13 protein-coding genes are annotated in these 11835 nt (G+C 32.5%); 9 read left to right on the forward strand and 4 right to left on the reverse strand.

Annotated elements, in window-relative coordinates; translation table 11 throughout:
- Window positions 1–80 precede the first annotated feature (80 nt).
- Complete coding sequence (locus EKM01_RS07640; protein ID WP_126460650.1) at window positions 81–1022, forward strand: LysR substrate-binding domain-containing protein; 942 nt, start codon at window positions 81–83, stop codon at window positions 1020–1022.
- A gap of 30 nt (window positions 1023–1052) precedes the next feature.
- On the opposite strand, the gene EKM01_RS07645 is transcribed toward EKM01_RS07640, so the two are convergent.
- Both EKM01_RS07645 and mnmD read right to left on the reverse strand, forming a co-directional pair.
- Window positions 1053–1250, reverse strand: coding sequence for a hypothetical protein (locus tag EKM01_RS07645; RefSeq protein WP_126455626.1), 198 nt, complete (start codon window positions 1248–1250; stop codon window positions 1053–1055).
- A gap of 165 nt (window positions 1251–1415) precedes the next feature.
- Window positions 1416–2078, reverse strand: coding sequence for a tRNA (5-methylaminomethyl-2-thiouridine)(34)-methyltransferase MnmD (gene mnmD / locus EKM01_RS07650; protein ID WP_126460647.1), 663 nt, complete (start codon window positions 2076–2078; stop codon window positions 1416–1418).
- A gap of 297 nt (window positions 2079–2375) precedes the next feature.
- Here mnmD and EKM01_RS07655 point away from each other — a divergent pair, with 297 nt between their 5' ends.
- Complete coding sequence (locus EKM01_RS07655) at window positions 2376–3443, forward strand: branched-chain amino acid aminotransferase (protein WP_126460644.1); 1068 nt, start codon at window positions 2376–2378, stop codon at window positions 3441–3443.
- A 96-nt stretch (window positions 3444–3539) separates the two neighbouring features.
- Here EKM01_RS07655 and EKM01_RS07660 read toward each other — a convergent pair whose 3' ends face one another.
- On the reverse strand, window positions 3540–3926 hold the full coding sequence (locus EKM01_RS07660) for a nucleoside triphosphate pyrophosphohydrolase family protein (RefSeq protein ID WP_126455620.1): 387 nt from the start codon (window positions 3924–3926) through the stop codon (window positions 3540–3542).
- An 83-nt stretch (window positions 3927–4009) separates the two neighbouring features.
- Between EKM01_RS07660 and EKM01_RS14780 the strand changes: the two genes are divergently transcribed.
- The 5 genes from EKM01_RS14780 to EKM01_RS07685 all read left to right on the forward strand — a co-directional run bounded on the left by EKM01_RS14780 (window position 4010) and on the right by EKM01_RS07685 (window position 7148).
- The gene (locus EKM01_RS14780; protein WP_126460641.1) at window positions 4010–4198 is read left to right on the forward strand and encodes a hypothetical protein; all 189 of its coding nucleotides are present in this window, start codon (window positions 4010–4012) and stop codon (window positions 4196–4198) included.
- 276 nt (window positions 4199–4474) lie between these two features.
- Window positions 4475–5596, forward strand: coding sequence for an SRPBCC family protein (locus EKM01_RS07670; RefSeq protein ID WP_126767652.1), 1122 nt, complete (start codon window positions 4475–4477; stop codon window positions 5594–5596).
- A gap of 64 nt (window positions 5597–5660) precedes the next feature.
- A complete protein-coding gene (locus EKM01_RS07675) occupies window positions 5661–6203 on the forward strand; it encodes an RNA polymerase sigma factor (RefSeq protein WP_126576842.1) in 543 nt (180 codons plus the stop codon).
- A gap of 33 nt (window positions 6204–6236) precedes the next feature.
- The gene (locus EKM01_RS07680) at window positions 6237–6653 is read left to right on the forward strand and encodes a hypothetical protein (RefSeq protein ID WP_126561727.1); all 417 of its coding nucleotides are present in this window, start codon (window positions 6237–6239) and stop codon (window positions 6651–6653) included.
- 36 nt (window positions 6654–6689) lie between these two features.
- On the forward strand, window positions 6690–7148 hold the full coding sequence (locus tag EKM01_RS07685; RefSeq protein WP_126460629.1) for a sensor of ECF-type sigma factor: 459 nt from the start codon (window positions 6690–6692) through the stop codon (window positions 7146–7148).
- Between the two features lie 68 nt (window positions 7149–7216).
- Here EKM01_RS07685 and EKM01_RS07690 read toward each other — a convergent pair whose 3' ends face one another.
- Window positions 7217–8278 (reverse strand): oxidoreductase, encoded by a 1062-nt coding sequence (locus EKM01_RS07690; protein ID WP_126767655.1) that lies wholly within the window; start codon window positions 8276–8278, stop codon window positions 7217–7219.
- Between the two features lie 115 nt (window positions 8279–8393).
- On the opposite strand from EKM01_RS07690, the gene EKM01_RS07695 reads away from it, so the two are divergent.
- Both EKM01_RS07695 and EKM01_RS07700 read left to right on the forward strand, forming a co-directional pair.
- Window positions 8394–9671: a hypothetical protein gene (locus tag EKM01_RS07695; protein WP_126767659.1), complete on the forward strand. Its 1278-nt coding sequence runs from the start codon at window positions 8394–8396 to the stop codon at window positions 9669–9671.
- A gap of 117 nt (window positions 9672–9788) precedes the next feature.
- A complete protein-coding gene (locus EKM01_RS07700) occupies window positions 9789–11750 on the forward strand; it encodes a KUP/HAK/KT family potassium transporter (protein ID WP_126460620.1) in 1962 nt (653 codons plus the stop codon).
- The last annotated feature ends 85 nt before the right edge of the window (window positions 11751–11835 follow it).

Raw genomic sequence — 11835 nt, forward strand, 5'->3', positions numbered from 1 at the left:
AATTTAGTGTAAGATTAACGAAAAACACTATAATAAAAAGTTATTGTTTTATTAAATTTGTATCAGATATAATTATAACCATGACAATTACTCAATTAAAATACGTACTTGCAGTAGCTGAACACAAGAATTTCACTCTTGCTGCAGAAAAATGTTTTGTTACTCAACCTACACTGAGTATGCAAATTCAAAAAATAGAAGAAGAATTAAGTATTCAAATATTTGACCGTACCAAAAAACCAATCCAGCTCACTGATATCGGGTATAAAATTGTAAACCAGGCAAAAAATATAGTCAATGAAGCTGATAGAATACAAGATATTGTTGAACAACAAAAAGGTTTTATAGGCGGTGAATTTAGATTAGGCATCATTCCAACAATCATGCCTACTTTATTGCCAATGTTTCTAAATAATTTTATAAAAAAATATCCAAAAGTAAAACTTATTATTGAAGAGTTAAATACCGAAGAAATTATTATTAAACTCAATAATGGACACCTGGACGCTGCAATTGCCGCAACTCCTTTGATGGAAGAAAAAATTAAAGAAATAGTCTTGTATTTCGAACCTTTTGTTGCGTACATCCCTGAAAACCACCATAATTTTCAAAAAGAAGAAATAGAAGTTTCAGATTTAAACTTGGATGAAATTTTATTATTACAAGACGGACATTGTTTTAGAGAAGGAATTTTAAACTTATGCAAGAGTACTGGTAAAAATGAAATCAACCATTTTCAAATACAAAGTGGCAGTTTTGAAACCTTGATAAAACTAGCTGATGAAGGTCTGGGAACAACGCTGCTTCCTTATTTGCATACCTTAGATTTAAAAGAAAAAGACAAGCTAAAACTTCGTCATTTTAAAGAACCTAAGCCTGCAAGAGAAGTCAGTTTGATTTTTCCTAAAAGCGAATTAAAAATTCAAATAATAGATGCACTTCGAAATACCATAACAGGAGTTGTAAAAGGAGCAATTGTTTTTCAAAATGTTCAGATAATAAGTCCCATCGCAAAAAAATAAAAAAAGGAACCGTTTATGGTTCCTTTTTTACTATGAATTTACTATTAGTAAACAGTGCTTTAGTTCCGGTTTACCAATAGTGAAATTTAATAACCACTCCCGTAATTGATCCATTTCATAGGGCAATAATGTCTTAATAGCTTTTTCTAATTCTTTGCTAAAAAGCATAACATCAAAGCTTACTCTTTCTAAAACTGATTTAGTATAATCATACATGATTTTCGACATAATTAATGAAGATTTTAGGTTAGATTTTAATTGAAAGTGATGTAAAAATACATTTTTTACAACTAGAACATAGTTATTTAACGTAGTTTTTAGTTTTTTTATTTTTCGTACTACTTTTGATCAAAAATATAATATATTATTGATAATAAGCCACTTAACAAATATTTATTTTTTAGTAGCTCTGAACATTTCTCTTTTTCCTGGTGGTCCGGCTAATTTTTCAACCGTAAAACCTACTTCTAACATGCTCCTTTTTACAACTCCTCTGGCTGCATAAGTCACTAAAACTCCATTACTTTTCAGTGCTGTATGCATTCTTTTAAAAATATCCGTACTCCATAATTCAGGCTGCACTCTGTAACCAAAAGCATCAAAGTAAATCAAATCAAATGTGTTATTGTCGTCAATTACTTCAAAAAACTGCTTTCTTTTAGTCAACAAAAAATCATTACTAAGCGCTATTTTCTCTCCCCAGACACTTTGATGCATTGCTATAAAAATGTCACTTTCTTGAGCAGCATTCAACTCTGTAACATAATTCATACATAAAACTTCGTCAGGAGATATAGGATATGCCTCTACGCCAACATAATCGATAGACTGATTCATTTTTTTTGCTTCTAATAAGGTAATAAAAGCATTCAATCCGGTACCAAAACCAATTTCTAAAATAGAAACCGCTTTATTTTGAAATAAGGAAAGTCCGTTTTTAATAAAGACATGTTGCGCTTCCTGAATGGCTCCATGTTTAGAATGATAACACTCATCCCATTCCTCTATTCGTATGGTTGTGGAACCATCAAGTGTTTGTATTATTTCTCTTTTCAAAATTATTATTTGAGGTTATTTGAAGTTTTATAATTATATGAGCAGTCCAAATTTAATCAAAACTAAAATGATTGTCCTAAATAAAGTACATTTATTATGCAAATCCCATAAAATTGATGCTGATTTTTTCTGTTTTTTCAAAAATAAATAAATCGTACGTAAAGGCTATAATTAATGGTGTTTTGTCAAGTATTTTAGTGATTTTTATTTAATTTTGCAATTATTAAAGTTCTTTTTGCATAATCAAGATTTTAATACCCAATTGTAGTAACATATAAAAATAAACAATACATTATCATGAGTACAACTCAAACTAGCAAAATTGAAATAATTAAAGCACCCACTTCAAAAATAAATGAAGTTGATTTTAAAAGTTTAAGCTTTGGATCTGTTTTTTCAGATCATTTATTTGAATGTGATTTTAAAAATGGGGAATGGCAACAACCAGTCATTAAGCCTTACGCACCTTTTTTGTTAGATCCATCGTCAAGAGTTTTTCATTATGGTCAAGCTATTTTTGAAGGTATGAAAGCGTACAAAGATGAGAACAATGACGTTTGGCTTTTTAGACCCGATCAAAACTACAGCCGTTTCAACACCTCTGCTGTTAGGATGGCTATGCCGGAAGTTCCAGAAGATATATTCCTGAATGGTTTAAATCAATTGCTGCAATTAGACGAAGCATGGATAAAAAAAGGAAAAGGAAATGCCTTATATATCAGACCCTTTATGATTGCAACAGGTACCGGAGTAATTGCAAACCCATCAAATGAATATAAGTTCATGATTATTTTATCGCCTGTTTCCTCTTATTATTCAGGTGATGTAAAAGTAATAATTGCGGAGCATTACAGCAGGGCGGCTAATGGTGGAATTGGAGCTGCAAAAGCAGCCGGAAATTATGCAGCCCAATTTTATCCAACTAATTTAGCAAATAAAGAAGGCTTTCAACAAATAATCTGGACTGATGATGCCACACACACAAAATTAGAAGAAGCCGGTACGATGAATGTGTTTTTTAGAATAAATGACACATTATTAACGGCTCCTGTAAGTGAAAGAATACTTGATGGTGTTACTCGAAAAACACTGATTGATTTAGCAAAGAGTGAAGGTATAAATGTAGAAATTCGTTCAGTTTTAGTATCTGAACTTGTTGAGGCATTTAAAAACGAAACTTTAAAAGAAATTTTTGGTGCAGGAACAGCTGCTGTGGTAAGTCCCATTTCAGGATTCTCCTATCAGGATGTGTATCATGAATTACCAAAAATTGAAAACACAATGGCTTTGCAACTGAAAACTAAATTAGAAAATATCCAAAATAAATTAGATGCGGATCCTTTTGGCTGGACTGTTAAAGTATAATTCAAAGATTTAAAAATTAAAAAAAAGCGATTTTCAGTGTGAAAATCGCTTTTTTATATCATACACATCATCAAAGAATTTCTGAAATTTCTACCTCTATTTACCAATTATTTTAGAGAAATCAGGCTTGAAATAATTTGGCCCTTTCATGACCTTACCATCTTCACGGTAAATAGGCTCCCCATCCTGACCCAACTTACTCATATTACTACGTTGAATTTCATCAAAAACGGCTTCTATTTTGTCTTGCAGCCCATGCTCAATAATCGTTCCGCATAAAATGTACATCATATCGCCTAATGCATCGGCAATTTCTATTAAATCATTATTCTGAACAGCCTCTAAATATTCTTCATTCTCTTCTTTCATCAAATTGAAACGAAGGATATGTTTGGTTTCAGCTAAGCCGGCTATTGGAGTTTCGCTATGCCCAATTTTGAAAGCGGTATGGAATTCTTTGACGGCATTAATTTGTTTTTGCATAATTTAAATTTTATTAAATGAAAATACAAATTAGCAAACTATTATTAAACAAATAGCTAAATTTGTCAAAAATAATATAAAGTATGTTTAGTCAGGGACAATTCATTTTTGCCGGCTTTTTTTTTGTTGCATTCAGTATTGCAATGATTTATGCCTACCGAAAAGATTTAGCGTTACACCGAAAATTTTATAAAGGAAATTATAAAATTTTAATTGGGTTTGGAGTTTTTATTGGCATTTTATTTTTGATAAAAGTCTTTTTCAAACGTTAGTTTTTTTTTAAATGTCTTCTGAAAAGAGGACTTTTTTTAATTTGTTCTTTTCTTATTTTAAAAACAAATCCTAATTGCTAATTAGTGCAAGGTGCCAAATAGTGCTACCTGAACATGTCCCCTATAAATTTTATTCTAGAAATCATTCTCCTAAAGTATTCCTTTCGTAAAACAACTATTTAATTAAAACATTCAAGTCGCGTTTTTTTATTTAACAGTTTTGGCGACTTGTAAATTAAATTTTTAACTTTACAAAAATTAATACAATTAGATATCATGAGGATTATAAAATATTTATTTCTTTTGTTGCTGCTTAGTTTAGTGGCTTTATCCATTTTTGTAGCTACACAAAAAGGGGAATTCGCTGTACAAAGAAGTCATATTATTAATTCTCCTAAATCAACGGTATTTAATTTTGTTAATGATTATAAAAATTGGCAGGATTTTGGTGCCTGGATCGTTGAAGATCCTGAAATTATAATCACCTATCCTAAAAACACTGTAGGAAAGGGAGCTTCCTTCACTTGGGAAGGAAAAGAAGTCAAAGGGGATATGCAAACGGTTTTTGTAAAAGAAAATGAAAGTATTTCTCAAAAAATAAATTACAACGGAGGGGTATCATCCGTTTTCTTGAGTTTAAAAGACACGGTTGGCGGAACAAAGGTCACTTGGAAAACCACCGGGAAAATGAGTTTCGTTATGAAGATCACTGCTGCTTTAAACGGCGGTATCAATACAGTTATAGGTGCCATGCAGGAAAAAAGCTTGGCTAATCTAGACAAAACACTAGTTTACGAGATAAATACCCATCAAATAAAGGTAAAAGGTGTGGTAAAAAAACTAGCAACTTTTTATTTGCACCAAACTTTTACAAGCAAAATTTCAAATATTACTAAAAATGCCCGAATCGTTTTTCCAAAAATCATTCTTTTTTGTGAACAAAACAATATAGAATTGAATGGAAAGCCTTTTATTATTTATCACACTTACAATCCAGTAAATGGATTGAGTAGATTGTCTTTTTGTATCCCTATAAAAAATCAAATTTTAACCAGTTCAGGCAGTGATATTTTATCCGGTAAACTCGAACCTTTCGAAGCCTTGAAAACAACCTTAACCGGTGATTATTCACACATAAAAAAAGCGCTAGATAAAACAACAGCGTACAGCAATGCTAACAAAATAAGTATTGACACTAAATTTTCACACCTAGAGAACTATACCATCGGCAAAGCGGAAATAAAAAATCCATCAAAGTGGATTACTGACATTTACTTTCCAATAAAACCAAAAGTAATTCCTGTTAAAGTCTTTGCTCCAGCAGCAATCAATAAACCTCCAGCGGTAAAAACACCGGAACCTGCACAAAAAAAGGAAGAAGAACAATCTGAATTTTAATATTATCTTTCCACCGAATTAAACCTTTTTGATAAAGAGTATTCTAAATTCATAAATAAAAAATTTGCAAGACGAACAGGAATATATAAATAACTTGTTGAACTCTAAAACACAAAATCAAGCGTTTCAGCAGTTGTTACAAGAGTATCAAAGACCGTTATACAATCACATTCGTAACATTGTTTTAAATCACGATGATGCGGATGATATCTTGCAAAATACTTTTATCAAAATATTTCAAAATTTAAAAAATTTTAAAGGAGACAGTAAACTCTTCTCTTGGATGTATCGTATTGCTACTAATGAAGCATTGACTTTTTTGAAACAAAAATCAAAAATCAATACGGTATCGTCTGAAATTTTACAAAGTAAAACTATTGATAATCTCGAAGCTGATGTGTTTTTTGATGGAAACGAAATTCAACTAAAATTACAAAAAGCAATTGCTTTATTACCTGAAAAACAACAGTTAGTTTTTAAAATGAAATATTTTGAAGAACTAAAATACGAGGAAATATCTGCTATTTTAGGCACTTCAGTTGGAGGATTAAAAGCTTCCTATCACCTTGCTGTAAAAAAAATAGAAGCATTTGTATCTACTAATTAAACCTTTTTGCAATACCACTGTCTAATGAATAGTATGAAAACATTTAAATTAGAAAACGAGCCCAAAATTGAGACTGGATTTAAGATTCCTGACCATTATTTTGAAAATTTTTCAGCAAAAATGATGAAGCAATTACCCATAGAGGAGCCAAAAGTATTTTCTATTTTTCAAAAAAGAAAAAACAGGATTCTAATGGTTGCAGCAATTTTAGTAATAGCCCTGATGATTCCTGTTTTAAGCCCGTCAGCAAGCAACCCTAACGAAATAGACACGCTCACTCTGGAAAATTATTTAACCTATCAATCGAGTGTAAACCCTTATGATTTAATAAGTGAATTAGAAACCGAAGATATCAATAATATTAAAGCAGATAATGAAGTTTTAGAAGATGAAGCTATAGAGGATCATTTATCCGAAAATGCTAATCTGGAGCATCTTCTTTTAGAATAAAAAACGCGTTCACCGATTATAATAAATAAAACAAAAATGAAATATAAAAAAATATTCCCAATACTGTTGCTACTTCTTTCCTTTAATTTTTATGGCCAACATGAAAACATGAAAGAGAAAAAAGAACAAATTAAAGCTTTGAAAGTAGCCTTTTTGACAACTGAGTTAAACTTGACCACTAGTGAAGCCGAAAAATTCTGGCCTATTTACAACCTGTTTGATGACAAACAATTTGAATTAAGACATCAGAAAATGAAAAGTTTCATGAGAAGAATGAATGATGGATCTTTAGATCAAATCACGGAGAAAGAAGCCAATTCATTTTTAGTTCAAATAGAAGAAACCGAAGAAGAATTGTTTTTTTTACGGAAGAAATTTGTTCAAAATTTGAGAGAAATATTTCCATCTGTAAAAATTTTAAAACTTAAAAAAGCAGAGGAAGACTTCAATAGAAAGCTGTTGCAACAATACCGCAACAAAGCGCATAAAAAATAACATCTTTTTTTATTAGTTCGATAAAACATCCTAAACACAAGTAAAAACTTGAGCTTAGGATGTTTTTGTTATTTAAAATTGATCCGAATCATTTTATTTTTCCCTGCAGCAACAGCCGTTTTTTTATCTATGAACCGGAGCGTATTAAGACTTTTATCCTTTGCTATTTGTTGCCATGATTCACCACCATCCGAGGAGTAATAAACCCCTGTAGTCCCCACAGTAACGAGTTTCTTACCATTGCTTTCAGGAATATATTGCACACAGGAAGCATACCCAAATCCTTGATTCTCAGCAATAAGCCCCCATGTTTTCCCACCATCCGCAGTACGGGCTTTATTGGAAAAATTCTGGTTTTGATCTTCATAATCCCCTCCTGCTACAAAACCGATTTTTGCATCATAAAAATCGGCAGTAAAAATTCCGGTCATTGCCTTTCCTTGTGCCATTGGAGTTTCAAAAACGGTCCAACACTTTCCTTTATCAGGAGAATAAAAAACCCTTGATTTTTTTCCACCAGAAACAATCCAAGTATTATTCCCTTTAATTACAATATTAGTATTGCTTGCCGCAAAAGCAGCTTCGCCTTGCATCACTTTTGGTAATTTATCGCACGGAATTTTATTCCATGATCGGCCTCCATCACGTGTTGTAATAATATTAAGACAATCAGCGATTGGATCTCCCATAGCAATACCTTCTGTATCGTCCCAAAATTGCATACTATCATAAAAGACCTTCTCATGGCTTTCCTGATATACTATTTGTGAATCCTTTTCCTCTTTTGAAATTTGATACAACACTGCAGGATTTGCCACATTGAGAATAAAAATATGATTGGCTGTTTGAGCGATACTCCTAAAATCAAGTATCAAAGAATCCTTGGTGATTTTGTGCTCTATTTTTTGATTGGTATCTAAATTATATAACCCGTATCTACCTTTATCAGCAGCATACCAGATTTTGTTTTTATCAATTTGAATCGCTCTGATACTTATTTGATCTTGAAATAAGGTATCAATTTCAACGGACTGAAAACTAACGTTATGTAACTTTTCCGACTTATAAACACTTGTTTTACAGGATACAAATCCATTTAAAACCAACAGCACTAAAGAAATATTTTTCATTTTTGTACATTTTAAGGCTAATTTACAATTAATAATATAAATACAAATAGCACCCAAATTATATTGGCACAGTAATTGGATATTGAAAAAAAGGAAAAACTTAATCCAATTAATTATGAAAACGAAACTATTACTATTGAGTCTGTTGACCGCTGTTTTCGCAACACAAATACAGGCACAAAACAGAACATACGTAAATGCTGTGAATGCCGAAATCAGTGATAATCTTGATCTGAGAGCTGTTGCTGATATCTTTGGTGATTCTAGAGACCTGCAGGATTTTGAAAGACGCCTTAATGATCCTGAGCTGCAAATATCAAATTTAGATTTGAATAATGATAATGAAGTTGACTATTTACGGATTATTGAAACGGTAGAAAACAGAACCCATCTCATCATCGTTCAGTCAGTGATTGATGAAGATATCTACCAAGATGTTGCAACAATTGATGTTGAGAAAGACAGAAACAATAAAATTCATGTACAAATAGTTGGTAATGAATTTATGTATGGCCAAAATTACATTTATGAGCCAGTTTATTACAGTACTCCAGTAATTTATGCATCCTTCTGGTCTACTAATTACCGCCCTTACTATTCCACTTGGAATTGGAATTATTATCCGTCCTATTATTATGCTTGGAATCCATTTCCCGTTTTTAGATACATAAATAACATAAACATTAATTTGAATATCAACAACAATTATAACTATGTCAATAACCGTAGAAGTAATCGTGCAGTAGTTTTACACAATTCAAGACGTTCAAACGGATATGAAAGACAACATCCAAATGCGTCTTTTTCCAGAAGAAATAGTACTGTAAATAACCGCCATGAATTAGATCAAAGAAGAGTATCCAGAAATGAAACCGGTTATTCTAATAGAAGAGCAATAGTGCAAAGAGAATATTCTCAAAACAGAACAAGTCCTTCCAGACAAGCAGCACCGCAAAGAGCTGAATCGTCCAGAGAATATTCTCAAAACAGAACAAGTCCTTCCAGGCAACCAGCACCGCAAAGAGCGGAATCTTCCAGAGAATATTCTCAAAACAGAACAAGTCCTTCAAGACAAGCAGCACCGCAAAGAGCTCAATCATCCAGAGAATATTCTCAAAACAGAACAAGTCCTTCCAGACAACCAGCACCGCAAAGAGCGGAATCGTCCAGAGAATATTCTCAAAACAGAACAAGTCCTTCCAGACAAGCAGCACCGCAAAGAGCTCAATCATCCAGAGAATATTCTCAAAACAGAACAAGTCCTTCCAGGCAAGCAGCACCGCAAAGAGCGGAATCTCAAAACAGAGGCAACACATCAAGAGCATCAGGTCCTCAGAGAACGGAATCTCAAAGAGGCAATTCTTCTTCAAAAAATGAAAATAGAAGCTCCTAAAAATCTTAAATACAAAAAAAGAAACACGGCTCCCTAAACCGTGTTTCTTTTTTATCGGATAAAAAGCGCTAATTTATTTTAAAAGTGTAAATTTGAAAAGTTTTTTAAAAATTACACATGAGCGTATCGCACAAAGACCTGCACAGTAAATGGACATTAGGAGGTTTATTAATTTCATTAGGAATAATTTACGGTGACATAGGAACTTCACCATTGTATGTAATGAAAGCCATACTTGGCACCCACATTATTAATTCGGATATTGTCTTAGGTGGAATATCGTGTGTTTTTTGGACCCTTACACTGCAGACCACAATCAAATACGTACTAATCACGTTAAGCGCTGATAATCATGGCGAAGGCGGAATTTTTGCTTTATATGCTTTGGTCAAAAAAACAAAAATTCAGTGGTTGATTGTCCCGGCTATAATCGGAGGAAGTGCTTTATTAGCTGACGGAATCATAACGCCACCCATCTCCGTATCTTCAGCGGTTGAAGGAATAAGAACGTACTATCCAGAAATCAATACCATTCCAATTGTAATAAGTATTCTTTTTGTACTTTTTTCTATCCAGCAATTCGGCACCAAGTTAGTCGGTAAATTTTTTGCTCCAATGATGCTTATTTGGTTTGGGATGCTAGCGATACTTGGAATCGCACAAATTTCACAACACACCGAAGTTTTAAAAGCAATCAATCCTTACTACGCCTATCATTTATTGACCATCCATCCAGAAGGTTTTTTTGTTTTAGGTTTTGTATTTCTGTGTACAACAGGAGCTGAAGCATTATACTCAGACATGGGACATTGCGGACGAAAAAACATCCGAATTAGCTGGATTTTCGTAAAAACTGCATTAGTGTTGAATTATTTTGGACAAGCCGCCTATTTAATTCGCCACGAAGGAGAGACATTACAAACTTTAGGAGGAAAAAATGGAAACCCATTCTATCTCATCATGCCGGACTGGTTTCAGCCTATAGGAATTATAATTGCTACTCTAGCAGCTGTTATTGCCTCACAAGCCTTAATCAGCGGGTCATTTACATTGATAAATGAAGCAATGCGATTGAATTTTTGGCCAAAAGTAAAAATAAAATATCCTACAGAATTAAAAGGACAATTATACATTCCGTCTACAAACTGGTTATTATTTATTGGTTGCGTTGGAATTGTACTGCACTTTGAAGAATCCAGTAATATGGAGCATGCTTATGGACTGGCGATCATTTTGTGTATGATAATGACCACTATTTTACTGAATTTTTACCTGATAATGAAAAGAGTGAAATTATATTTTATAGTTCCATTGATTACTATTTATCTAATAATCGAATTTAGTTTCCTCGCAGCTAATGTTACGAAGTTTGCTGAAGGTGGCTATGTAACGCTTTTTATAGCAATCACTTTAATAGGTATAATGACTATTTGGTACCTGGCCAAAAAAATTAACAAAAGTTACACCAAAATTGTTAAAATTGAGGACTACAAAAAAGTACTAGTGGAGTTAAGTGCTGATTTATCCATTCCTAAATACGCAACACATTTAGTATATATGACTAATGCCGGTAGAATTGACGAGATCGAAGAAAAAGTAATGTATTCCATCTTACAAAAAAGACCCAAAAGAGCTGATATTTATTGGTTTGTTCACGTGAATATATTGACTGAACCTTATAAAACCGAATATAAAGTAACTGAAATTGTCAAAGATGATTTGTATCGTGTAGACTTTAATCTTGGTTTTAGAGAACCTACAAAAATAAATCTGATGTTTAGAGAGGTAATCCGGGATATGGTGCAAAAAGGAGAAGTAGATATAACCAGCCGCTACGAATCTTTGAATAAAAATAATATCATAGGTGATTTCAAATTTGTATTATCCGAAAAATTCCTTTCCAATGACAGTGATTTACGTTGGCACGAAAAAATAATTATGAACTCCTATTTCTTCATTAAAAAATTAAGTTTATCTGAAGAAAGAGCCTTTGGTTTGGATAGCAGTTCCGTAAAAGTGGAACAATTTCCAATGGTGCTCCATGCTCCTGAGAACATTGGACTGACAAGAGTAAAATAATTCTTTCTGTTTTTTTAATCCTCCAAGAAACACTGTAATAATACAGTGTTTTTTTATGTCGAAAAATTTAAAAACAACATTCATT

Source organism: Flavobacterium sp. RSP46 (assembly GCF_003984825.1).
Classification (GTDB): domain Bacteria; phylum Bacteroidota; class Bacteroidia; order Flavobacteriales; family Flavobacteriaceae; genus Flavobacterium.

Coding starts and splice junctions, on each gene's coding strand:
- EKM01_RS07680 (WP_126561727.1), top strand. CDS start 6,237: ATGAAAACATTTAAATTAGAAAACGAGCCCAAAATTGAGACTGGATTT.
- EKM01_RS07645 (WP_126455626.1), bottom strand. CDS start 1,250: ATGTCGAAAATCATGTATGATTATACTAAATCAGTTTTAGAAAGAGTA.
- EKM01_RS07700 (WP_126460620.1), top strand. CDS start 9,789: ATGAGCGTATCGCACAAAGACCTGCACAGTAAATGGACATTAGGAGGT.
- EKM01_RS07670 (WP_126767652.1), top strand. CDS start 4,475: ATGAGGATTATAAAATATTTATTTCTTTTGTTGCTGCTTAGTTTAGTG.
- EKM01_RS07685 (WP_126460629.1), top strand. CDS start 6,690: ATGAAATATAAAAAAATATTCCCAATACTGTTGCTACTTCTTTCCTTT.
- EKM01_RS14780 (WP_126460641.1), top strand. CDS start 4,010: ATGTTTAGTCAGGGACAATTCATTTTTGCCGGCTTTTTTTTTGTTGCA.
- EKM01_RS07690 (WP_126767655.1), bottom strand. CDS start 8,278: ATGAAAAATATTTCTTTAGTGCTGTTGGTTTTAAATGGATTTGTATCC.
- EKM01_RS07660 (WP_126455620.1), bottom strand. CDS start 3,926: ATGCAAAAACAAATTAATGCCGTCAAAGAATTCCATACCGCTTTCAAA.
- EKM01_RS07640 (WP_126460650.1), top strand. CDS start 81: ATGACAATTACTCAATTAAAATACGTACTTGCAGTAGCTGAACACAAG.
- EKM01_RS07655 (WP_126460644.1), top strand. CDS start 2,376: ATGAGTACAACTCAAACTAGCAAAATTGAAATAATTAAAGCACCCACT.
- EKM01_RS07695 (WP_126767659.1), top strand. CDS start 8,394: ATGAAAACGAAACTATTACTATTGAGTCTGTTGACCGCTGTTTTCGCA.